20 protein-coding genes and 1 tRNA gene are annotated in these 21,322 nt (G+C 69.9%); 3 read left to right on the top strand and 18 right to left on the bottom strand.

Going from position 1 to position 21,322, the window contains the following annotated elements; translation table 11 throughout:
* Nucleotides 1–3: 3 nt before the first annotated feature.
* Entirely contained in the window at nt 4–630 is a 627-nt protein-coding gene (locus tag CSW64_RS07400) for a TetR/AcrR family transcriptional regulator (RefSeq protein WP_099621509.1), read from the bottom strand.
* A gap of 128 nt (nt 631–758) precedes the next feature.
* Between CSW64_RS07400 and CSW64_RS07395 the strand changes: the two genes are divergently transcribed.
* Together CSW64_RS07395 and CSW64_RS07390 are read left to right on the top strand one after the other, a co-directional pair.
* Nucleotides 759–2,942 carry a TonB-dependent receptor gene (locus tag CSW64_RS07395; protein ID WP_099621508.1) on the top strand — a complete coding sequence of 728 codons (2,184 nt, stop codon included), beginning with the start codon at nt 759–761 and terminating at the stop codon, nt 2,940–2,942.
* Between the two features lie 10 nt (nt 2,943–2,952).
* Nucleotides 2,953–4,281 carry a sulfatase family protein gene (locus tag CSW64_RS07390; RefSeq protein WP_216361249.1) on the top strand — a complete coding sequence of 443 codons (1,329 nt, stop codon included), beginning with the start codon at nt 2,953–2,955 and terminating at the stop codon, nt 4,279–4,281.
* Between the two features lie 122 nt (nt 4,282–4,403).
* On the opposite strand, the gene CSW64_RS07385 is transcribed toward CSW64_RS07390, so the two are convergent.
* The 7 genes from CSW64_RS07385 to CSW64_RS07355 form a co-directional block, all read right to left on the bottom strand.
* The gene (locus CSW64_RS07385; RefSeq protein ID WP_099621507.1) at nt 4,404–5,732 is read right to left on the bottom strand and encodes an MFS transporter; all 1,329 of its coding nucleotides are present in this window, start codon (nt 5,730–5,732) and stop codon (nt 4,404–4,406) included.
* On the bottom strand, nt 5,729–6,565 hold the full coding sequence (locus CSW64_RS07380; protein ID WP_099621506.1) for a polysaccharide deacetylase family protein: 837 nt from the start codon (nt 6,563–6,565) through the stop codon (nt 5,729–5,731). The genes CSW64_RS07385 and CSW64_RS07380 overlap by 4 nt, the downstream gene beginning before the upstream one ends.
* 22 nt (nt 6,566–6,587) lie before the next feature.
* Nucleotides 6,588–7,862 carry a family 4 glycosyl hydrolase gene (locus tag CSW64_RS07375; RefSeq protein WP_099621505.1) on the bottom strand — a complete coding sequence of 425 codons (1,275 nt, stop codon included), beginning with the start codon at nt 7,860–7,862 and terminating at the stop codon, nt 6,588–6,590.
* The gene (locus CSW64_RS07370) at nt 7,859–8,815 is read right to left on the bottom strand and encodes a BadF/BadG/BcrA/BcrD ATPase family protein (protein ID WP_172448491.1); all 957 of its coding nucleotides are present in this window, start codon (nt 8,813–8,815) and stop codon (nt 7,859–7,861) included. The genes CSW64_RS07375 and CSW64_RS07370 overlap by 4 nt, the downstream gene beginning before the upstream one ends.
* Before the next feature lie 163 nt (nt 8,816–8,978).
* Nucleotides 8,979–9,443: a nuclear transport factor 2 family protein gene (locus CSW64_RS07365; protein ID WP_099621503.1), complete on the bottom strand. Its 465-nt coding sequence runs from the start codon at nt 9,441–9,443 to the stop codon at nt 8,979–8,981.
* 77 nt (nt 9,444–9,520) lie between these two features.
* Nucleotides 9,521–9,604, bottom strand: a tRNA-Leu gene (locus CSW64_RS07360).
* 102 nt (nt 9,605–9,706) lie between these two features.
* Nucleotides 9,707–10,408 (bottom strand): CerR family C-terminal domain-containing protein, encoded by a 702-nt coding sequence (locus CSW64_RS07355; RefSeq protein ID WP_099621502.1) that lies wholly within the window; start codon nt 10,406–10,408, stop codon nt 9,707–9,709.
* Nucleotides 10,409–10,555: 147 nt separating this feature from the next.
* On the opposite strand from CSW64_RS07355, the gene CSW64_RS07350 reads away from it, so the two are divergent.
* Nucleotides 10,556–11,887, top strand: a complete 1,332-nt coding sequence (locus CSW64_RS07350; protein WP_099621501.1) for an oxygenase MpaB family protein — start codon at nt 10,556–10,558, stop codon at nt 11,885–11,887.
* 148 nt (nt 11,888–12,035) lie between these two features.
* On the opposite strand, the gene CSW64_RS07345 is transcribed toward CSW64_RS07350, so the two are convergent.
* The 10 genes from CSW64_RS07345 to hppD form a co-directional block, all read right to left on the bottom strand.
* Nucleotides 12,036–13,562 carry a dipeptidyl-peptidase 3 family protein gene (locus tag CSW64_RS07345; RefSeq protein WP_099624151.1) on the bottom strand — a complete coding sequence of 509 codons (1,527 nt, stop codon included), beginning with the start codon at nt 13,560–13,562 and terminating at the stop codon, nt 12,036–12,038.
* A 56-nt stretch (nt 13,563–13,618) separates the two neighbouring features.
* A complete protein-coding gene (locus CSW64_RS07340; RefSeq protein WP_099621500.1) occupies nt 13,619–14,116 on the bottom strand; it encodes a MarR family winged helix-turn-helix transcriptional regulator in 498 nt (165 codons plus the stop codon).
* A gap of 12 nt (nt 14,117–14,128) precedes the next feature.
* Nucleotides 14,129–15,142 carry a fumarylacetoacetate hydrolase family protein gene (locus tag CSW64_RS07335; protein WP_099621499.1) on the bottom strand — a complete coding sequence of 338 codons (1,014 nt, stop codon included), beginning with the start codon at nt 15,140–15,142 and terminating at the stop codon, nt 14,129–14,131.
* Complete coding sequence (locus tag CSW64_RS07330; RefSeq protein WP_099621498.1) at nt 15,139–15,960, bottom strand: hypothetical protein; 822 nt, start codon at nt 15,958–15,960, stop codon at nt 15,139–15,141. Before CSW64_RS07330 ends, CSW64_RS07335 begins: the two co-directional genes overlap by 4 nt.
* Nucleotides 15,961–15,986: 26 nt before the next feature.
* Nucleotides 15,987–16,265 carry a hypothetical protein gene (locus CSW64_RS07325; RefSeq protein WP_245863853.1) on the bottom strand — a complete coding sequence of 93 codons (279 nt, stop codon included), beginning with the start codon at nt 16,263–16,265 and terminating at the stop codon, nt 15,987–15,989.
* Nucleotides 16,262–16,633 carry a cupin domain-containing protein gene (locus CSW64_RS07320; protein WP_099621497.1) on the bottom strand — a complete coding sequence of 124 codons (372 nt, stop codon included), beginning with the start codon at nt 16,631–16,633 and terminating at the stop codon, nt 16,262–16,264. The genes CSW64_RS07325 and CSW64_RS07320 overlap by 4 nt, the downstream gene beginning before the upstream one ends.
* Nucleotides 16,630–17,766, bottom strand: a complete 1,137-nt coding sequence (locus CSW64_RS07315) for a homogentisate 1,2-dioxygenase (RefSeq protein ID WP_099621496.1) — start codon at nt 17,764–17,766, stop codon at nt 16,630–16,632. The genes CSW64_RS07320 and CSW64_RS07315 overlap by 4 nt, the downstream gene beginning before the upstream one ends.
* Complete coding sequence (locus tag CSW64_RS07310) at nt 17,763–18,965, bottom strand: DegT/DnrJ/EryC1/StrS family aminotransferase (protein ID WP_099621495.1); 1,203 nt, start codon at nt 18,963–18,965, stop codon at nt 17,763–17,765. The genes CSW64_RS07315 and CSW64_RS07310 overlap by 4 nt, the downstream gene beginning before the upstream one ends.
* 3 nt (nt 18,966–18,968) lie before the next feature.
* Nucleotides 18,969–20,006, bottom strand: a complete 1,038-nt coding sequence (locus CSW64_RS07305; RefSeq protein WP_099621494.1) for an isoaspartyl peptidase/L-asparaginase family protein — start codon at nt 20,004–20,006, stop codon at nt 18,969–18,971.
* Nucleotides 20,007–20,188: 182 nt separating this feature from the next.
* On the bottom strand, nt 20,189–21,274 hold the full coding sequence (hppD, locus tag CSW64_RS07300; RefSeq protein ID WP_099621493.1) for a 4-hydroxyphenylpyruvate dioxygenase: 1,086 nt from the start codon (nt 21,272–21,274) through the stop codon (nt 20,189–20,191).
* Between the last annotated feature and the right edge of the window lie 48 nt (nt 21,275–21,322).

The following is a 21,322-nucleotide window of genomic DNA, read 5'->3' as shown; positions in this document are numbered from 1 at the left end:
CGGTCAGGCGCGGGGCGCCAGCCGGGCGATGACGCCGCCGACATAGGCGCGCATGCCGTCCGCCATCGAGACCGCGCCGTCGCTGAGCAGCCACTGCAGCCGCAGGCCGTCCAGCACCGCGGTCATGTTGGCGGCCTCGACCGCCGGGTCGAAGTCGCCGATCAGGTCGCCGGCGCGGCGAGCCTCCTCGAACGCCGTCGTCAGCATGTCCCGGAACCGCTGGTAGCGGTCGACGAAGTAGCGGTTGATCTCGGAGTCTGCCGCCAGGTTTTCGGCCGACAGGGTCACGTCCAGCGCGGTGAGGATCGGGTCGGCCTCCAGGTCGGCGCCGAACTCGGCCATCCGCTCCAGCAGCGGCAGCCCCTGCGCCTCGCGCACCTTCTCCAGGGCCTCGTCCTGTTCGCGGTCGCCCTCGGCGATCACCGCCAGCAGCAGGTCGCTCTTGGTCGGGAAATGATAGAGCAGCCCGGCGTCCGTCAGCCCCGCCTCCTGGGCGATCGCGGCCAGGCTGGCGCCCTTGAACCCCTGTTTGGCGAACAGCCGCCGCGCGGCTTCCAGAACGGCGGCGCGGCGCGCTCGACCGCGGGGTTGGCGGGTTCCGGGAGCCGGCGAAGCGGTGGCGGTCGTCATCCGAACGACCCTTGCACAAAAACCTAGCGCCTGCTAGCTGTTGACCAATACCTAGTGAGCACAAGAATTCTAGCGAATGGTCGGTTTTGGTCCGGAGAGGCCTCGCCGACCGTCATGGGGGAGATGACATGCGTGGACTTCTGCTGAGCGGCGCGGCGTTCGCCGCCTTGGCCTGCGGCGCGACCGCGACGGCCCAGGAGGTGGTGCTGGAGGAGGTCGTGGTCACGGCCCAGAAGCGCACCGAAAACCTGCAGGACGTGCCGATTGCGGTCAGCGCCGTCGGCGCCGAGCGGGTCGAGCAACTGCACGCCACCCGGCTGGCCGACCTGACGGCGGTGGCCCCGAACTTCAGCGTCGAGAAGGCCAACGGCACGGTCTACATCCGCGGCGTCGGCGGCGGCGGCCGCAACATCGGCTTCGGCGGGCGGGCCGGCGTCTACCTCGACGGCGTCTACATCGGCCAGGCCGCGGCGCTGAGCCAGTCGCTGCTCGACATCGAGCACGTCGAGGTTCTGCGCGGGCCGCAGGGGCATCTGTTCGGCCGCAACACCGTCTCGGGCGCGGCCAACATCATCACCCGCGCCCCGGCCGCCGAGTTCGGCGGCGAGGTCACTCTGGGCGCAGGCAACCTTGAGTACCGCAGCCTAGGCCTGCGCGCCGACCTGCCGATCGTGGAGGACAAAGTGCTGGCCAAGCTGTCGGTCGGGCTGGAGAAGCGCGACGGCTACACCCGCAACCTGTTCGACAACAACCGCGTCATCGGCTCGCTGGACTCCCAGTCCTATCGCGGCGCCGTCCGCCTGCTGCCGAACGAGAAGGTCACGGTCGATGTCAGCGCCGACTACATGCGCGACAAGTCCTTCCGCGGCGGCCCCGAGTCCGTGTCCAGCCTGACCGGCGCCGGCCTGGTCGACCCGCTGGCGCCCAACGCCTATGAGGTCAACACCAACACCCCGCGCTTCAAGCATGTCGAGACCGGCGGCGGGGCGGTGAACGTCAACTACGAGCAGGACGACGGCTCGACGATCACCTCGATCACTGCCTACCGGACCAGCAAGAGCGCGGTCCAGGCGGACAACGACTACACGCCGATCGACTTCCTCCACACCCTGTACGAGGACGAGTTCCGCCAACTGTCGCAGGAGCTGAGGATCGCCTCGTCGGACGAGAGCCGCCTGCGCTACGTCGCCGGCGTCTTCCTGCTGTCCGAAGAGGCCGACACCAAGCGGGTCGCGGCCTGGGGCGCGGCGGCGGTCGGCCTCGGACTTGGCCTCGCGCCCAACTCCTCGACCCCGTCGTCGGCCGGCATCCGCACGACCTCCTACGCCCTGTTCGGCTCGCTGGACTACGACCTGACCGAGCGCCTGACCGTGAACCTGGGCGGCCGCTACACGATCGAGCAGCGCAAGCTGCGCTACGACCTGGACGGCTCCAACAGCGGCCTGGTCGGCATTGCGACGCTGAAGGGCTTCAAGGACGAGGACGAGGAGAACCGCTTCAGCCCCAGCATCGGCGTCACCTTCAAGGCGAACGACGACCTGAACCTGTACGCCAAGTACTCGACCGGCTTCAAAAGCGGCGGCTGGAACGTCGACTTCCTGAACAGGAACCAGGTCAAGGACCTGAACGGCGACGGCCGCGCCGACTTCGCCTTCGACACCGAGACGGTGCAGTCCTACGAGATCGGGGCCAAGGCCGAGCTGTTCGAGCGCCGCGTACGCCTGAACGCCGCCGTCTTCGCCGCCGACTACGACGACTACCAGATCAACCGCTTCGTCCAGTTCCCGGGCGGCATCACGGTGATCCAGCTGTCCAACGCCGCCAAGGTCGAGACCAAGGGCGTCGAGGTCAGCTTCGAGGCCGCGCCGATCCGCAACCTGCTGCTCACCCTGGACGCGGCCTACATGGACGCGACCTTCGACGACTTCAAAGGCGGCGGCCCGGGCGGCGCGGACGCCAGCGGCAACGAACTGCCGTTCTCGCCGAAATGGTCCGGCACGGCTTCGGCCCAGTACCGGTTCGACCTGCCCTCGCTGGGCTCCGAGCTGACTCTGTTCGGCCAGTACGCCTACCGCGCCAAGACCTACGCCGGCCAGGAGAACCAGGACAACCAGCGGCTGGGCGAGCGCAAGCTGCTCAATGCGCGGGCGACCTTCACCCATCTGGGCACAGGCTTGTCGGTCAGCGTCTGGGGGTCGAACATCACCGACCAGGACTACCTGACCAACCGCACCGCCGACTTCCTGGGCACCAAGTTCGTCGAGCGCGGCGAGCCGCAGACCTACGGCCTCGAGGTGACGGCCCGCTTCTAGGGAGAAGACCATGGGGATGCGCCGTCGCGACCTGCTTCTGGCGGCCGGGGCGGCGGCCCTGCCCGGCCTCGCCACCGCCGCGTCGGCGCGTCGCCCCAACATCGTCCTGATCGTCGCCGACGACCTGGGCTGGGGCGACCTGGGCGGTTATGGCGCCCGCCTGATCCGCACGCCCCGCCTGGATCGGATGGCTCGGGAGGGCGCGCGGCTGACCGCCGCCTACGCCAGCGCCAACATCTGCACCCCGTCGCGGGCCGGGCTGCTGACCGGCCGCTACCCGATCCGCACGGGCCTGGCCTGGGACGTGGTCCGGCAGAGCGACACGGTCGGCCTGCCGCCGTCCGAGATCACCCTGGCCGAGATGCTGAAGCCCGACTACGCGACGGCCCTGGTCGGCAAATGGCACCTGGGTCATGTCGCCCCCTACTGGCCGCCGACCGTCCAGGGCTTCGACCTGTTCTACGGCCTGCCCTACTCCCACGACATGAAACCGCTGGCGCTGTACGCGGCGCAGGCGCCGGGCGTGGAGCTGACCCGCGAGGACGTCGACTCCCCGCGCCTGACCCAGCGCTTCTTCGATCGCGGCCTGGCCTTCGTGGAGACCAACCGGGCCCGGCCCTTCTTCCTGATGCTGGCCCTGACCGCGCCGCACGTGCCGCTGGAGCCCAATCCGGACCACCCGCACCGCTCGCCGGCCGGCGCCTACGGGGACGTGGTCGAGGAGATCGACGCCGGCGTCGGGCGGCTGCTGGATCGGCTGAAAACCTTTGGCCTGGACCGCGACACCCTGGTCATCGTCACCTCCGACAACGGTCCCTGGTTCGAGGGCTCCGCCGGCCCCTGGCGCGAGCGCAAGGGCGGCTCGGGCTGGGAGGGCGGCTTCCGCGTCCCCTTCGTGGCGCGGCATCCCGGCGTGATCCCCGCGGGGATCGTCAGCGACGCCCCGAGCATGAACATCGACCTGCTGCCCACCCTGGCGGCCTGGACGGGATCGCCCCTGCCCGCCGTGACGCTGGATGGCCGGGACATCTCCACCATGCTCAAACGGCGCGGCGCGCCCTCGCCGCACGAGGCGCTGCTGCTGTTCGACAACGAGGCCATCGCCGGGATCCGCGCGGGGCGGTGGAAGTACCTGGTCCGATCCTACTACCGCACCGACGACCTGCCGCTGGACGCCTACGACTACGGCCTGCTGTTCGACATGACCCTGGACCCGGGCGAGACCTACAACCTCGCCGCCCGCCATCCCGAGGTTCTGGCCGGGATGAAGGCGCGCCTCGCCACGGCGCGGGCGGAATTTGGGCCGCTGGCCAAGGGGCCGCGGACGCGGAGGAAGTAGATCTCCTCAATCCGCTAATCCCGGCGAAGGCCGGGACCCAGTGTCGGTCTCCGCGGCAAGCGAGTCCTCGGCAAGGCGCGACCTTACGATCTGGGCCCCGGCCTTCGCCGGGGTGATCGGAGTCAGTTGACGCGCGCCCGCCGCTCCAGCGCCCGCACCAGCCGCCGGTGCAGGCCGCCGTCGAGGACGTAGAAGGCCATGATCGCCCCCGACAGGGCGAAGCCCAGCAGCGCCGGCACGGTCATCATCAGGTGCAGCCCGCGCAGGGTGTCGGCGCCCTGCACCGCCCCCGCCACGTAGCCGGAGGCCTCCAACAGCAGGCCGGTCAGGCCGATCCCGACGCCGAGCGCCACCTTCTGGCCCAGGGTGACGACGCCGAACACCGCCCCCTCGGCGCGCACGCCGCTGGTCCACTGCGAGACCTCGACCGTGTCGGGGATCAGCGACCACATGCTGACCGGGATGGCCGCGCCGCCGATCATCATCAGGGTCAGGATCGCCAGAACGGTCAGCGGGTGCGTGCCCGGATAGGCGAAGAACAGCGCCGCCCCGAGGCTGGCGATCGCCGCGCCGGCCAGCCAGGCGACGCGCTTGGACCAGCGCCGCCCGACCCAGCTCCAGACCGGGGTCAGCAGCATCACGGCGGCCACCTGAATGGCCAGGCCGACGCCGGTCAGGTCCGGTCGGCGCAAATAGTATTCGAAGTAGTAGACCGTGACCTTGCCGCTGATCACCGTGGCGATGTTCACCACCACGATCGCCGCCAGCAGGATCAGGAACGGCGGATTGCGCAGCAGCGCCTTCAGCATCGCCCCGAACGGCGGCGGCGCCTCCTCGGTCAGCGGCTGCTCGCGCGTGCGACGGAACATGAAGACGAAGGCCCCCGTGGCGATCAGGCCGACGACCACGGCCAGCATCAGCCAGCCGATCTGCGGGGTCGGCGAGAGGGCCACGAACGGCTGGCTGCCCAGGGCGACGGCCAGCGCCGCCAGCGCGCCGCCCCAGACCTTGAACGTCGCCAGGCGGTTGCGCTCGTCGGCGCTGGTGGTGATGGCGGCCGACAGCGAACCGTAGGGGATCGAGACGGCGGCATAGGCGGTCCGGAACGCCATCTGGGTCACGAGCGCGAACAGGGCCGACGCCGCCAGGCCGAGAAACGGCTGCAGGAACATCAGGACATAGGCCAGGGCCAGCGGGACGGCGCCAAGCAGGATGTAGGGCCGGTAACGGCCCCAGCGTGTCCGGGTGCGGCTGGCGACGAGCCCCATCAGCGGGTCGACCAGTCCGTCCCAGATCATCGCCGCGCCGAAGATCAGCCCGGCCACGTCGCTGCGCAGACCCAGGACGTCGGTGTAATAGAACAGCAGGAAGAAGCTGGTCCCGTGCCAGAACAGGTCGGTGCCGAAACAGCCGACGCCGTAGGCGATCCGGGTTGTGCGGGGGCCGCTCACGCGGCGGCGCGCTGCAGGTCCCGCAGGGGACGGAAGCTGATCCGACGGAAGCCCTGGTCGTCGAGAAAATCGGCCATCGCCGGGTCCATCGTCACGGCGTGATCGTCGACACGGATCTGGGCCTCGGTCAGGTCGTAGCCACGCAGCTCCGGCCCATCGAGGACCGGATGGACGTTGACCTCGGTGACGCCCGGGCCGACGGCCGGCAGGGCCTGACGGAACAGGGCGTCGGTGGGGCGGCCCCAGTGCGACACGAACTCGTCCGGGAAGACCAGCCCGGCCGCCGCGGCCTGGTCCCGCCCCGGGAAGCCCAGCAGCCCGTCGAGCCTGGGCCCGACCATGCGCAGCGGCAGATCGTACTCCACCGCCAGCTCGACGTAGATGGCGAAGAAGCGGGGATCGATCTGGTTGGTCCCCATGTGGGAGTCCAGGTGGGTCACGTCGACGCCCCAGGCCAGCGCCTGCTCGATCTGCGCCCGACACTCTGTCCGGACGTCGTCGGGACTTGCATTGGCCGACACCGCCGCCACGTTGGACGGCAGGAAGCCCTCGGCGTCATGCAGCGAGGCCGCGCCGGTCAGCGACCGCCAGCGATAGCCGGGATACTCCGCCGTCAGGGTCAGGTGGACGCCGAGGTCCAGCCCCTCGAACAGGTCGACCGCCTCCCGCGCCCAGGGACAGGGAACCATCAGGGTGCCGCTGGTCGCGACCCCGGTCCGCATCGCCTCCAGACAGGCGAGGTTGGCCGCGTGGCTGGAGCCGACGTCGTCGCAGTTGACGATGAGCAGCCGCTCGTGCGGGCCAAGGCCCAACCGCTCCCCGATGCCGGCCATGACGTCCCCTCCCCTAGGTTCTCTATCGGTAGTCCAGGCCGTGGGCCTGCAACAGCTCGTCCAGCATCGGCTCGGCGATGTCGATGTCGCCGACGAGCGGATGGGCGAGCAGCGCCTGCAGCGCGACGTCGCGGCTGCGGGTCACCGCCGCCTGGACGGTCAGGCTCTCGTGCGCCTTCACGGCCTGCACCAGGCCCCGGAACGGCAGCGGGATCTCGCCGACCGGCAGCGGCCGGGCGCCGGAGGCGTCGACGTGGCAGACCGTTTCGACCGCCACATCGTCCGGCAGGCCGGCGACGGCGCCGCGGTTGAGGGCGCTCATCACGATCTTCGCGCCGCGGTCGTTCAGCACCGCGTCCAGGGTGTCGAAGGTCACGCCGCTGTAGCCCTCCCCGCCCCGCCGGATCAGCGCCTGCGGCTTGGCGGAGACGGCCGGATCGGCGGCCTCGGCCAGGACTTCGGCCTCGATGGTCATCACGGCCTGGGCGCGGGTCTCCTTGGCGGCGGCGGCGATGACCGCCTCGGCCCGGCGGTGGAAATAGAGGTCGCCGTACTTCTCCACCGGGATGGCGCCCAGCACCGGCGCCATGTGCAGGGCCGAGGCGAACATGTTGTCGTTGGCGCCGTGCCGGCTGGCCAGATAGGCGATCGCCGCCGCGGTGACGTCCTCTCCGGAGACCGTGACGATGCTGTGCACGAATCCCAGGTGGTTCAGCCCGACGCTGCCGATCTCGACCGGCCCGAACGGATCGGCCAGCAACCGCTTCAGCCGGTGCTGCAGCAACGGGATCGACGAGCAGAGGCCCAGCAGCTTGGCGTCGGTGTGATTGAGCACCGCCTCGGTCACGATGCCGCTGGGGTTGGTGTAGTTCAGGATGAAGGCGTTCGGAGCGACCTGGGCGATCGTCCGGGCGATGTCGATCATCACCGGGATGGTGCGCAGCGCCTTGAACATCCCGCCCGGGCCGGTGGTCTCCTGGCCGATCACGCCGTAGCGCGGCGGAATGGTCTCGTCGATCTGCCGGGCCGCCATGCCGCCGACGCGGATCTGGGTCACAACGAAGTCCGCGCCCTCGACCGCCCGGGCCAGGTCCCGGTCCTCGCGGACAGCGATCCCGGCGCCCTTGGCGGCGATCATCCGGCGCGTCAGCCCGGCCATGACCGCCAGCCGCTCCGGATCGGCGTCGGTCAGGCTGATCTCGGCGACCGCCAACCCTTCGCGCTCGAGCACCCCCTCGACGATCTCGGGGGTATAGCTGCCGCCGGCGCCGACGATGCAGAGGACGATGGACTTCACGAGGCGGTCTCCAAGGCGGCGAGGTCGGCGAACAGGGTCCGGGCGTCCAGGCCGCAGCCGTGGCCGGCCAGCACGACGGCGCCCAGTTCCGGCGGCAGGCGGATGTCGACCATGCGGGCGGCCGGAACCTCCCAGGCCATCAGGTCGCCGATCAGGTCCTGGAAGGCGCGACCGCCGCGGGTAATGACGCCGCCGCCGAACGCCGCGTCGAACGAACCGTCGATGCGGTCGCCCATGGCGCGCATCGACAGGACATAGTCGGCGGCGGCGCGCTCGACCATCACCCGGGCGGCGGGATCGCCCTCGCGCCAGGCGTCGAACACCACCCCGGCCACGGCGAAACGGCGCGCGCGGGCCGCCGGGTCACGGAACGCCCACTCGGCGAAGCGGTCCGCGGTCACGCCGCAATGGGCGAGCACGCGGTCCCTGAGCCCCGTGACCCGGGCCCGCCCGTCGATCATCCGCGCGGTCTGCGCGAACGCCGCCCGGCGCAGGTCGTAGACCTGGGCGATGTCCAGGCTGTCGTAGATCGTCTCCTGCCCCGGCGCGGTGCGGTAGGCGGTGGTGATCCCGCTGCCGTGCTGCATCAGGGCGGTCTTCGTGGTGTCGGAGACCCCCCACAGCGCCACCAGGCCGTCGTTGACCAGGTCCAGCCGGCCGCCCAGTCCCAGCCGCTCGGCGACCAGGCGGTGCTGTTCGGCCTGCTCATCCGGATAGTCGACGCCGCTCAGGCCGATGGCCACGCGGTCGACCCGATCGAGCGCCACCCCGGCGTCGCGGCACAGGCCGGCCAGCGCCGCCTCGGCCACGGCGTAGAAGTGCGGCGTCGGCAGGCCGACGATCGCCGCGCCCACGTCCCGCGCCTGCGCCAGCACCCGGCCGCGCTCGTCGCACAGCGCCCCGGCCGTCTTGGCCCCCCCGCTATCCAACCCGATGACGAGACGTCCGCTCACCGTCGATCCAATTCCTAGTGGTCACTTGGTTTATTCCTAGCGGTCACTCAGGATTTTGCAAGCGCCACGTCGACGCGCGCGAACGCGGACGCCGAGGGGCGCCGTCGTCACGGTCAAGAACGGATGACGGAGCGTTTCGCGCCTCAGGCGGAAGCCGGGCGCCTCAAGGCTGCGGCGGAACGCGGGTGGCCTGGCCGTAGACCACCTGCCACCGCCCATCGCGCCATCGCCAGACGTCGATGTAGCGCAGGGTCTGGCGGAACGGCTTGCCGTCATAGGCGCCGACAAGGTCCACGGTCCCGCCCAGAGCCGCGCCGTCGGGCCAGACCTGCTCCACAGCCTCCCGAACGACCACGGGCTGAAGGTCAAGCTTGGGATCGGTGAACTCGGCGATATGGGCCGTCTTGCCGGTCCGCGAACCATCGCCCCCGACCAGAACGAAGTCCGGCGCCATCAGCCGCTCCAAGGCCGCGGCGTCGCCCTCGATCTGGGCTCGCTCATAGGCCTCGGCGGCATGCGCCAGCGCCTTTGGGAGTTCCGCCGCCGAAGCCGGCCAGGCCGCCATCCCGACAGCCATCGAGACAGCGAGAAGCGCGCTTCCCACGCCGGTGGTCATAGGCAGTCGCATGACGGTCGCTCCATCCTCATGGAGAGTAGATCGATACCGTCGCCGCGACGAGCTCAGACCTTCATGAGCGTGAAACGTGGTGCGGGTGGTCGGACTCGAACCGACACTCCTCTCGGAAGGGGTTTTTGAGACCCCCGCGTCTACCATTCCACCACACCCGCACAGGTTCCGCGGAGCCCAGGCCCCGCAGCGGTGAGCGCGTGGATTGCCACAGGCGGCGCCCGCGCGTCCACCTCGAAAGTCGGCGAGCTTGCGGAGGGACCTCAGGCCGGGCCGATGGCGTCGATCTGTTCCTCGATCACCCGGGTCACGACCGCGACCTGGTCCAGCCCGGCGCCCTGCTCGCCCAGGGCGCGGTCGATGACCATCCGGCCGGTCTGGAAGGCGGTGAGGCTGGAGAGCAGCAGGACGGCGCGAACCCTCGCCTCGGCAAGGGTCTCCGGCTGCCCCATCGCCCGGCTGATCAGGGCGCCGATCAGCTCGATGGCCGGCGACCAAAGCGCGCCGTAGAGAATCTCCGCCGCCGCGCCCGGATCGGTCATTTCGCGTTGAACGAACAGGGCCCGCGTCGCCCCCCCGTCGCTGGTCATTACGAACCGGACCAGAGCGCCGAACAGCCGCTTGAGTTCGTTCCGCGCCGCAGCGGGCGGCATGGGCGCCCGCAGGGCCTCGGCCGAGCGGATGGCGATTTCGCTTATGGCGTCGTGAGAGCGGCGCGCGATCTCCTCGGCGCAGGCGCGGTAGAGGCCCTCCTTGTCGCCGAAATAGTAGTTCAGCGTCGGCAGGCTGGCGCCGGCCTCCTCGGCGATCCGGCGGGTGGTCGCCCCGGCGAAGCCCTCGCGCCCGAACACCGCCAGCGCCACCTCCAGGAAGCGCGCGCGCGTCGCCTCTCCCTTGCGGTAGCCGGCCGCGGGCTGTCGCCGTCCGCGGACGGGCGCGTCATCGGAGGTCTCGGCAGGCGGCATCGCAACTCTTGCTTTCCTGGCGACAGGTTAGGCCATTCCAGGCCGGCGCGCCGCTCCGATTAAAAATCTATCGATCGACAGATAAAAATCTGTCACGCGACACAATTTCATGCCACGCTTCCTCCGAAAGCCAGCCAAGGACACATCATGACCCTCACCCTGGAGCAGCTGAAGGCCAAGGTCGCCGGCCAGAAAACCGCCCTGCCCGCCTTCTATGGATCGGTCGATTTCGACGCCACGCCCGAGCGGTTCAACGACGACCCGATCGACCCGACGGCGACCGACAAGGCCTCGGCGGCCCGCGCCCGGATCCTAGCCGATCCGGAGAAGGTCGAGCGGATGCGGGCCTACTCCATGCTCGGCGACACGGTGGCCGACGCCTACGCCGCTCTGATCCCGCAGCACGGCTTCCGCGGGCTGATCGACATGCTGACCCGCGCCTGCGACCAGGGCCTGGACGCCGTCCCTGAGGCCCCGCCGGAGCTGGTCGCCTTCATCCACGCGATGGAGCAGACTCCCGCGTGGCTCGACATGGCCCTGGTCGAGGAAGGCGCACGGCTGGACCGCAACAACATTGTCAACGTCTCGCCCTTCACAATGCGCGCCGGCTTCATCGCCACCTTCATGAACAAGTACGCCGCCCTGCCGATGGCCCTGACCGGGACGCTGTCCAACGAGACCTCGGCCAAGCGCGTGAAGGAGACGGCGACCTTCTTCGCGACCACGGCCCTGCCGGGCGCGCTGGAGCGGCACGGCCCGGGCTTCCGCGCGGCTGCGATGGTCCGACTGATGCACTCGATGGTGCGGTTCAACGCCCTGCGATCCAAAGGCTGGGACAAGGCGGTGTTCGGGATACCGATCCCGCAGATCGACCAGATGCCGGCTGGCCTGGCTCCGATCTTCTTCATGGCCTACGCGCTGCTCGCCAAGGGCAGGATCGCTTACACGCCGCAGCAGCGGGCCAAAGTCGAGCTGGCCCGCTATCGCTGCTTCCTGCTGGGCCTGCCCGAGGAGCTGTTGCCGGACACGCCCCAAGGCATCGTGGAAATCATGAACCTGCGCGACCAGACCCTGCGCAAGGGCTTCGACGACAAGACCTGCGGCGAGCTTCTGCGCGCCACCCTGGACGCCTACCTGCCCGCCGACGAAAGTCTGGGCGGCAGAATGTTCAATCGGATTGAGAAGGGCTTCTCGAAGATGCTCTTCGTCCGCGTCATCCTGGGGGGCGACGAGGTCGAGGCGCGATCGGTCGGCGTAACGCTGAACACGGCCGACCGGCTGTTCTTTCTCGGCAGCACGATCTTCGTCGGCCTTCGCAGGAAGGCCTACGACCTCGCCGCCGACGTCCCCGGCCTGCGCGAAGCCGCCGACCGGACCCTGGTGCGCAAGATCCACCGGTTGCTGGCCCAGTATGGCCACGCCGAGTTCACCAGCGACGCCGCCGCCTACCGCGCCAACCACCTTCCGCAGGCGGCGTAGCGAGCCATGATCCTCCCCTCTGGGGGAGGTGGCTCGCCGAAGGCGAGACGGAGGGGGTCGTGGGCCTCGCGGTTTCCACGCCTGGCCCAGCAGGACCCCCTCAGTCGGCTTCGCCGACAGCTCCCCCAGAGGGGAGCATCTTGCGGGCTCAGATCGTCTCCGGATAGTTCGGCGCGATATCCACCGGGATGTCCTTCAGCGTCGCGATCACCTCTTTCGCCTCGGCGTCGAGATGGGCGTACCGGTCGAAGAAGGCGACCATGCCGGCGTAGTCGCCGTTCCCCTGCAGCCGCACGATGTCGGCGGTCAGGTCGCGGATGCCGGCCTCCATCTTGGCGTCGTCGAAACGGAACTTCTTCTGCGCCGGGTCCCAGACCACCGCGCCTTTGCTGCGCAGGTAGCCGTACTGCAGCGCCGCGCCGCGGCCGTGGGCCTCCTCGTCGCCCCAGCGGGCGGCGCGGAACAGACCGGCGAGATAGGTGGCGTAGAGCTGCGGCTTCTCGGCCGCCGGCAGCTCGCCCTTCTGCATCATGAACAGGATGTTGTAGGCGCCCATGACGTCGGCCTTGGCCTCCTCGGCCGTGCCGCCGATGTCCTTCAGCTCGGCGGTGACCGTGGTGGCGCGGCCGTCGACGGTGATCGAGCCCGGCCCGAGGCTGTGCGACAGCTCGTGGAACAGGGTCTCCAACGTCATGTACTTCTTGTTGGCCAGGCCGGCCTGCTCGGAGACTAGCACCCGGGCGGCGATCGGCTTGAGGATGCCGTCGTACTTGGCGCCCAGCACGTTGGACAGGATGACCTTCTTGGCCCCCTTGGCCTCGCGGACCCGCTCGTCGTTGGGCAGGTTGAAGGCGATGGTCTGCGGGCCGTGCAGGTTGTCGCCCCCGCCGCGCACCTGCTCGGCCACGGCGATCGGGCTGTCCCCGCCCCGTTTGAAGTTCTTGTAGCGATCCTCGACCGGGAGGTTGGCCTCCATGGCCTTGAGGTAGCCCTTGTACTTGTCGAGCGCGGCGGACTCCTTCGGATCCATCAGGGTCACGAAGGCCTCGAACGCCGCCTTCTGGCCCATCAGCTCGTCGGTGTAAGTCTCGTACGGCCCGATGGCGACCTCGATCGGCGTGCCCTTCAGGTCCATCCAGGCCATCTCGGACTGGAAGTAGTCGTTGGTCCGGAAGCTCTCGGCGCGCAGCGTCAGGAAACGCTTGAGGCTGGGATTGCTGGTGGTCGCGGCGGCCTGCTCCAACAGGGCCGCGGCCTTGGCCAGTTCGGCCCGGTATTCGACCGAGTAAGGCACGGCGACCAGCTTGTCCCCCTGCCGACGGACGACCGTGTAGGCGTCCATCAGGGCCGGCTTCTCGGCCGGATGGGCGGCGAGATAGGCCTCGAAGTCCGCCTGGGTCAGGCCGGAAGGATAGAATCCATGGCCGGGGCCGTCGGGACCGCCCTGGGTCACCCGCTGGCGATCGTAGATGGCCGCCATCTGGTCAGCCGCCTGGATCAGCAGATTGACCACCTTTCGCTCCTCGGGGGTGAGGAAGGCGGTGTTCGGCTTCATGGGGATCACGGCGTAGGCCGACGCCGCGGCGGCCTCGGCCGCGACGACCGCCGACGGGGCGGCGACGGCCAGGGGCGCGCCGGCCAGTAGGAGCCAGGCGAGTTTGATGTGCGGACGCATGGGAAGCCCCTCGAGGAACAACAGGCGGCGATGTTTGCGCCCGCCGCCCGAGCGGGTCAACGCGCCGGCGTCTCTCCGGACAGGCGGGCCGCCGCGGCCTCCAGCCGCATGAGCAGGCGCTTGAGCTGAGCCACCTCCCCCGGAGCCAGCCCGGCCAGCAGCGCGGCCTCGTAGGCCAGGGCCAGGGGCGCGATCTCGGCATGCAGCCGGCGGCCGGTTTCGGTCAGCGTCAGGGTGTGCGACCGGCCGTCCGACTCGCTGGCCGTGCGGGCGATCAGGCGCCGGCTGGTCAGCACCTGGGCGGCGCGGCTGACGGTGACCTTGTCCATCACCGTCCGCACGACGATCGCCTGGGGCGTCAGCCCGCCCTCGGCGAGGACCGCCAGCAGCCGCCACTGCGGGATGGTCAGGCCGAAGCGGTCCTCGTAGGCGCGCGCGATCAGTCGGGAGACGCCGTTCGACGCCACCGACAGCCGGAACGGCAGGTACTCGTCCAGCTCCAGCGCCACGTCGCCGTCCGCCGGGTCCTGCGACCGCGTCACGCCTGAGTCCATCTCGCCGGCCTCCTACCTGCCCGGTACGGCGACCGTCTGCTCGATGGCGCCGAAGATCGAATGGCGCTTGGCGTCGCGCATCTCAATCCGCACCGTGTCGCCATGGCGAAGGAAGGGGGTCTTCGCCTCGCCCGCGAGCAGGGTCTCGACCGTCCGCACCTCGGCGATGCAGCTGTAGCCCAGCCCGCCCTGGTCGATCGGCTTGCCGGGGCCGCCGTCGGCGTCGCGGTTCGAGACCGTGCCAGAGCCGATGATCGTGCCGGCCGACAGGGCGCGGGTCTTGGCCGCGTGGGCGATCAGGGTTCCGAAGTCGAAGGTCATGTCGACGCCGGCGTCGGCCTCGCCGAACGACTTGCCGTTCAGCTCGACCTGCAAGGCGCCGTGAAGCTTGCCGTCCTTCCAGGCGTCGCCCAGGGCGTCCGGCGTCACCGCCACCGGCGAGAAGGCGCTGGCGGGCTTGGACTGGAAGAAGCCGAAATTCTTGGCCAGCTCGGCCGGGATCAGGTTCCGCAGGCTGACGTCGTTGACCAGCATGACCAGGCGAACGGCGGCCAGGCCCTCCTCCCGCGTCGCGCCCAGCGGCACGTCGCCGGTGACCACGGCGATCTCGCCCTCCAGGTCGCAGCCCCAGGCCTCGTCCTTCAGAGGGATCGGATCGCGCGGCGCCAGGAAGCCGTCGGAACCGCCCTGGTACATCAGCGGGTCGGTCCAGAAGCTGTCCGGCATCTCGGCCGCGCGGGCCTTCCGGACCAGGGCGACGTGGTTCACATAGGCGCTGCCGTCGGCCCACTGGTAAGCGCGCGGCAGGGGCGAATGGGCCTCGTGCTCATGGAATCGGTCGCGCGGCACGGCGCCGTGTTCCAGGCTCTCGGCCAGGCCGCGCAGCAGCGGCTCGCACCGCTCCCAGTCGTCGAGGGCCGCCTGGAGCGTCGGCGCTATGGCGTCGGCCGGGGCGTACCAGGCAAGATCGTTGGACACGACGACGAGGCGACCGTCACGGCCGCCCTTCAGGGACGCAAGCTTCATCGTTTCTCTTCTAGCAGGGCCAGGAGACCCGGGTCGGGCTTCCTGTGGGAAGTCAGGTCGTCATGGGCGGCGCGCAGCTCGGCCATCCGGGCCGGCTTGTCGCTCCACCAGACCTCGAACGCTCGCACGGCGCGGCGCACCTGCGCCAGCTGCTGTTCGAGGGTGAGGGGTTTGTCGTCGTGGTGATGATGAGGATCGTGGCCGGGCTTGCCGTGGTCCGGCTTGCCATGACCGTGACCGCCGTGGCCGGGCTCGGTCGGCCGCTCGATCACATCGCCGCCGATGTTCACCGTGATGCTGTGCCCGTGGACAGTCTCGGCGACCGTCGCGCCGGCGGGTTCGGCGACCACGAGCGGCTTCGGCTCGGGGCGATGGCCGTAGTCGCCGTGACCGCCGTGGCGATCGTCGCCGCCGTGAGGATGGTCGTGCTTCGCCGGCTTCGGCTCGGGCTTCTTCCCGCCCTCGCCCATGGCTTCGCCCAGGTCGCGCAGGGTCTTGTTCAGGCCCCCGCCGGCCAGCAGCACGCCGCCGAGGTGGGTGCGGATCACCCGGCGCAGCTGGTCCGCGCCCTTCAGCACGCCGAATTCGTCCTGGCGCAGGGCGTAGCGGGCCGCGGCCAGCACATGGGCGTAGATCTCGTTCAGCTGCGAATCGTCGCCGCGCCGGCGCGGACCCTTGCCGCCGCCCTGGCCCCGCATCGTCACGGCCATCAGGATCAGCAGCAGCGCCGCCGCCAGCACCCAGCCGACGACGCCCAGAGGCGTCAGCAGTCCCGGCGCATCCTGCGGCCCCCAAGGAAACTCACTGTGCTCGATCATCGCCGGACCCCCCACGAGACGACGGCTCAGCCGCCCTTGCGGATGGTTCGGCTGACCCTGGCGCCCGCGTCATAGCGCGAGGGGCCGCCGAACACCGCTATCTCGACGAGAATGTCTCCGCCGGGCGCGCCCGACCAGAGGTAGTTGCGCTCGACCTGCACATTCCGTCCGGCGGGCGAGATGCCCTCGAACGTGTCGCCCCAGGGCGTGACCTTCGAGGCCTCGCGCCAGCTGAGGGTCACGGCGCGCGACAGCTCGTCCTCGGCCATGGCCAGCAGGTCGGGATCGACGGCGGCGTCTGTCATATGCGGACTCCCTGGGGGGCGGTGAACGCGGAAGCCTCGGCGTCGCCGGTGTTCACGACCTCTGCGGGTTCGAAGATGATCACCTCGGCCTCTTCGTCGGCGGCGGTGCGATGTTCGATCCCGCGCGGCACGACGATGAACTGCCCCGGCCGCAGGGTCTCGACCCGGTCCCGGAACTCGACGCGGAAGACGCCCTTCCAGACCAGGAACATCTCCTCGGCCTGGGCGTGGCTATGCCAGGGGAAGACGCCCTGCACCTTCACCAGCCGCACCGTCTGGCCGTTCAGCTCGGCCGCGATCTTCGGCCGCCAGTGCTCGGAGAAGGCCGCGAACTTCTCGTCCAGGCTGACGACGGCGCCGTTCGTCACGTCGGCGCCTTCCAGCTGTCGACGTAGGCCGGGTTCTCGACCGTCGACGCCCCCTCGCCCACCTCCAGCGGGTCGCGGGTGTCGATCATCACCGCGTACTCGTCGGTGGCGACCTTGTCCTGGACCAGCATCTTCTTCAGCGCCTTGGGGTGCGGCCCGTGGGTGAAGCCCGACGGATGGAAGGTCATCATGCCGGCCTCGATATGGTCGCGGCTGAAGAAGTCCCCGGCGTGGTAGAACAGCACCTCGTCGAAATCGTCGTTGTTGTGGAAGAAGGGAATCTTGATCGCACCCGGATCGGTCTCGAACGGCCGGGGCGCGAAGGTGCAGACCACGAACCGGTCGGCCAGGAAGGTCGTGTGGACGCTGGGCGGCAGATGGTAGCGGGCGCTGACCACGGGCCGGAAGTCCTTCACATTGATCCGCACCGGCGCGAGCTCGCCGTGCCAGCCGACCGCATCCAGCGGGTTGTAGGGATAGGTCGCCACCGAGACCTGGCCGCGCTTCTTGATATGCACCGCCGTCTCGCCGTCCTGGGCCTGGTGGGCGCGGAAGGCCTCGTCCATCGCCGGGGTGTCGAGCATGGCCGGGTCGAACAGCGCGTGCGGCCCGAGCAGGCCCTTGTCCGGCAGGGTGAAATGGCCGTTGGTCGCCTGGATGGTCAGGATCGCGGTCGGCGCCGAGGGGCTGAGCCGCCACATCGTCCCGCGCGGCAGGTAGAGGTAGTCGCCGGCGACATAGCCGATACGGCCGTAGTCGCAGAACAGGTCGCCCTCGCCCGCGTGGATGAACAGCAGCTGGTCGCCGTCGGCGTTGCGGGCCAAAGCCGGCATCGGCGCGGACAGCTTCCAGAACCGCATCTCGCAGGACGCGTTGTGCAGCACCACCGGCGCGTCCCAGGGCGACGGCGCGGCCTCGTTGAGACCGTTCAGGTCGAAGGCGCGCGGGCGCAGCGGCCCCTCGAACGAGGTCCAGCCGGTCGGCGGGCGGCGGTGGTAGAGGAAGGCGGCCGGGCCGAAGAAGCCTTCCTTGGACACCTCGCGCTCGTAGGTCCCCTCCGGCAGGTCGGCGTGCGCCTGGCGGCTGTTCAGCCCCTGGGCGCCGCGAACGGGGATCCAGGTCTTCTTGCTCATGTCGAAAGGGCCTCCGCCGGTGCGGTGATGAAGGAAGAACGCGCGTCGTCGTCAAACGCCGCGACCGTGAGGTCGGCCAAGCGGGCTTCGTCGACCTGCGACAGGAAGGGCGACAGCGGCAGATAGACGACCATGTCGATCAGATGGGCGGCGTTCGGCGCGCCGGGCAGAGCCCGCAGACTGGTCGCGCCGCGGGTGGCGTCGAAGCCGGCGTCGCGCAGACGTTGGGCGAAGAGATCAGGATGACGCGGCAGGACGGGCGCCAGCCACCAGGCGTGAGACGCCAGGTCCCGGCCCGGAACCGGAATGCGCGGCGGCAGCCGCCAGAGCACGCGGCGAGCGCGGGCGGTCCGCTCGAGGGGCGCCGCGCCACGCGCGAGCCGCCGCGCCAGCAGGGCGAGCATCGCCTTGGGCGGCCGTCGGCGAAGCTGAGGCAGCAGGTCGCCGCTGCGAAACCCCCGCGCCGCCGCGCCGATCACGGCCTCCGGATCGCGGCCCGCCGCGGCGATGGCCAGTCGCGCCAGGCCATAGAGCGGCGGCAGGCTGAGCGCCTTGAGAACGGCGTGCTTGAGCGCCCGCTTCCGCCACCACCCCGCCGCCGGCTCCGGACAGGCGTCCAGCCGCGCACGCACGCGGCGGGCGAGATCGGGGTCCGCGAACAGGGCCACGGCGCCGCCCAGGGCGGTGGCGGTCTTGATCGGCCCGAAGCTGTACAGGCTGGCGTCGGCGCCGTCGGACGCCGTCAGCCGGCCGTCATAGGCCTGGGCCAGGTCCTCGACGAACATCAGTCCGCGCCGGCGGCAGACCTCCGCCAGCCCGGACGTCTCCACGCGGGCGCCGTACAGGTGGGCGAGCAGGAACAGGCGGGTCCGCGGCGTAACCGCCGCCTCCACAGTCTCGGGCGATGGGGCCAGGGTCGCCAGTTCGATGTCGACGGAGACCGGGACCAGGCCGTGCGCACGCACCACCTCGGCCATGGTCTCGATGTTGACGGCGCTCATCAGCACCTCGTCGCCGGCCGGCAGGGCCAGCTCGGCGAGGAAGGCGTCGAGCGCGGTCCGCACCGACAGGGCCGTCACAGCCGTCCGCCCCGCCGGCGCCATCGCCGCGATCGACCGGACCGCGCCCTCGTCCCCGCGTGTCGCAAGGGCGAAGGCCAGGTCGCGCCAGCCGATGTCGAGGGTCAGGCGGGGGAACATCGCCTAGGGTTCGTCCTTGTAGATCGACACGACCGTCGGCCGCCCCTCGGCGGCGCTGGCGCGGTACATGCCGGGGGTGTTGAAGCTCCAGGCGATCTGACCGTCGGGCGCGACCGCGATGACGCCGCCGTCGCCGCCCAAGGCGGTCAGCTGTTGCTGGACCACCGTGTCGGCGGCCTTCTGCAGCGGCGCCTTCCCGTACTGGACCAGGGCGCAGATATCGCGCGCCACGGTCAGCCGGATGAAGAACTCGCCGGTCCCGGTCGCCGAGACGGCGCAGGACTGGTTGGAGGCGTAGGTGCCGGCGCCGATGATCGGGCTGTCGCCGACCCGGCCCCAGCGCTTCGCCACGGTGCCGCCCGTGGAGGTGCCGGCGGCGATATTGCCGGCGCTGTCCAACGCCACGACGCCGACGGTGCCGTATTTGCGGTCATCGGGGATGGGGGTGAAGGCCTGGGGCGCCGGCGCGCCGGCCGGGCGCGGCGGGATCGGCAGGCCCTGGGCCGTCAGCGCCTTGACCAGCCCCTGCCAGCGCCGCTCGGTGAAGAAGTAGGACGGATCGACCTGCTCGACCCCCTGGCTGGCGGCGAAGGCGTCGGCGCCCTGCCCGATCAGCATGACGTGCTTGGACTTCTCCATGACCGCGCGGGCCAGGGTGATCGGGTGTTTCGTGCGGGTGACGCCCGCGACCGCGCCGGCCTTCAGCGTCTTGCCGTCCATGAAGGCGGCGTCCAGCTCGTTGCGGCCGTCGGCGGTGAAGACCGCGCCGCGGCCGGCGTTGAACAGCGGGTCGTCCTCCAGATCGCGGACCACGGCCTCGATGGCGTCCATGGCGCCGCCCCCGTCGGCGAGGATCTTGGACCCCTTGGCGACGGCGGCGTTCATTGCGTCGCGATAGGCCTTGTCGAGCTCGGGCGTCAGGTCCTTGCGCTCGATCACTCCGGCCCCGCCATGGACGACGATGGCCCATTTGGGCGGAGCGGCGAACGAAGGGGTGGCGAAGAGAGCGAGGGCGGCGATGGCGAGGAGGCGCTTTTTCATGGCCCTAACCTAGCGTTCGAACAGACGAGCGAAAGGCCATCCTCTCCCTCAGGGAGAGGGGGACCATGCGAAGCATGGTGGAGCGGGTCCTCGGCGGGATGGTCCGCGCGCCGGCCGAGACGTTTGACCCCCTCCACCACCCTATCGGGTGGTCCCCCTCCCCCAAGGGGGAGGAAATGCGACTAGTCCGCCTTCACCACGCCGCGACGGATCTGGTCGAGCTCGATCGACTCGAACAGGGCCTTGAAGTTGCCCTCGCCGAAGCCTTCGTTGCCCTTGCGCTGGATGATCTCGAAGAAGATCGGGCCGACCTGGTTCTCGGTGAAGATCTGCAGCAGCAGGCCCTGGCCTTCGGTCGGGGCGCCGTCGAGCAGGATGTTCAGGCTGTGCAGGCGCTGGGTGTCCTCGCCGTGATCCTTCACCCGGCCGTCGAGCAGTTCGTAGTAGCTGTCCGGGGTCGACTGGAACTTCACGCCGCGCTCGCGCAGGGTCTCGACGGTGGTGAAGATGTCATCCGTGCCGAAGGCCAGGTGCTGGATGCCCTCGCCCTTGTAGTCGCGCAGGAATTCCTCGATCTGCGACTGCTCGTCCTGGCTCTCGTTCAGCGGGATGCGGATCTTCCCGTCCGGGCTGGTCATGGCCTTCGAGAACAGGCCGGTCACCTTGCCCTCGATGTCGAAGTAGCGGATTTCGCGGAAGTTGAAGACGCGCTCGTAGAAGTCGGCCCACTTGGCCATGCCGCCGCGATGCACGTTGTGCGTCAGGTGGTCGAGATAGGTCAGGCCGACCGCATTGCCCTCTTCCGCCTCGGCCGCGCCCGGAATGGCCACGAAGTCGACGTCATAGATCTCCTGAGCGCCGTAGCGGTCGACCAGGTACAGGTTGGTGCCGCCGATCCCTTCGATCGCCGGGATGTTCAGCTCCATCGGGCCGACCGGGCCGGCCACCGGCTTGGCGCCGCGCTCGACCGCCATCTTGAAGGCCTTGGCGGCGTCGCGCACGCGGAAGGCCATGGCGTTGGCCGACGGGCCGTGGTCGGCGCGGAACTGGGCGGGCTGGCCTTCCGGCTCCATGTTCAGGATGAAGTTGATGTCGCCCTGGCGGAAGCGCAGCACGTTCTTGGACCTGTGCTTGGCGATGGCCGTGAAGCCCATCGATTCGAACAGGGCTTTCAGCTTTTCCGGCTCGGGCGAGGTGAACTCGACGAACTCGAAGCCGTCGGTGCCGAGCGGGTTGTCGAACAGGTCGGCCTTGGGTTGGGCGTTCATCGGATGCTCCAGTGGTTCGTTGCGGAGATAGTATCAGATGAAACTAGA

The organism is Caulobacter mirabilis (assembly GCF_002749615.1).
Lineage (GTDB): Bacteria > Pseudomonadota > Alphaproteobacteria > Caulobacterales > Caulobacteraceae > Caulobacter > Caulobacter mirabilis.
Note: the sequence above shows the minus strand (reverse complement) of the source record. Positions and strands in the feature narration are given on the sequence as shown.

Bases quoted from the DNA above. Each gene is read 5' to 3' on its own strand.
- CSW64_RS07345 (WP_099624151.1), bottom strand. From the start codon at position 13,562: ATGCGTCCGCACATCAAACTCGCCTGGCTCCTACTGGCCGGCGCGCCC.
- CSW64_RS07390 (WP_216361249.1), top strand. From the start codon at position 2,953: ATGGGGATGCGCCGTCGCGACCTGCTTCTGGCGGCCGGGGCGGCGGCC.
- CSW64_RS07310 (WP_099621495.1), bottom strand. From the start codon at position 18,965: ATGTTCCCCCGCCTGACCCTCGACATCGGCTGGCGCGACCTGGCCTTC.
- CSW64_RS07365 (WP_099621503.1), bottom strand. From the start codon at position 9,443: ATGCGACTGCCTATGACCACCGGCGTGGGAAGCGCGCTTCTCGCTGTC.
- CSW64_RS07350 (WP_099621501.1), top strand. From the start codon at position 10,556: ATGACCCTCACCCTGGAGCAGCTGAAGGCCAAGGTCGCCGGCCAGAAA.
- CSW64_RS07395 (WP_099621508.1), top strand. From the start codon at position 759: ATGCGTGGACTTCTGCTGAGCGGCGCGGCGTTCGCCGCCTTGGCCTGC.
- CSW64_RS07400 (WP_099621509.1), bottom strand. From the start codon at position 630: ATGACGACCGCCACCGCTTCGCCGGCTCCCGGAACCCGCCAACCCCGC.
- CSW64_RS07340 (WP_099621500.1), bottom strand. From the start codon at position 14,116: ATGGACTCAGGCGTGACGCGGTCGCAGGACCCGGCGGACGGCGACGTG.
- CSW64_RS07305 (WP_099621494.1), bottom strand. From the start codon at position 20,006: ATGAAAAAGCGCCTCCTCGCCATCGCCGCCCTCGCTCTCTTCGCCACC.
- CSW64_RS07335 (WP_099621499.1), bottom strand. From the start codon at position 15,142: ATGAAGCTTGCGTCCCTGAAGGGCGGCCGTGACGGTCGCCTCGTCGTC.
- CSW64_RS07315 (WP_099621496.1), bottom strand. From the start codon at position 17,766: ATGAGCAAGAAGACCTGGATCCCCGTTCGCGGCGCCCAGGGGCTGAAC.
- hppD (WP_099621493.1), bottom strand. From the start codon at position 21,274: ATGAACGCCCAACCCAAGGCCGACCTGTTCGACAACCCGCTCGGCACC.
- CSW64_RS07380 (WP_099621506.1), bottom strand. From the start codon at position 6,565: ATGGCCGGCATCGGGGAGCGGTTGGGCCTTGGCCCGCACGAGCGGCTG.
- CSW64_RS07355 (WP_099621502.1), bottom strand. From the start codon at position 10,408: ATGCCGCCTGCCGAGACCTCCGATGACGCGCCCGTCCGCGGACGGCGA.
- CSW64_RS07325 (WP_245863853.1), bottom strand. From the start codon at position 16,265: ATGACAGACGCCGCCGTCGATCCCGACCTGCTGGCCATGGCCGAGGAC.
- CSW64_RS07330 (WP_099621498.1), bottom strand. From the start codon at position 15,960: ATGATCGAGCACAGTGAGTTTCCTTGGGGGCCGCAGGATGCGCCGGGA.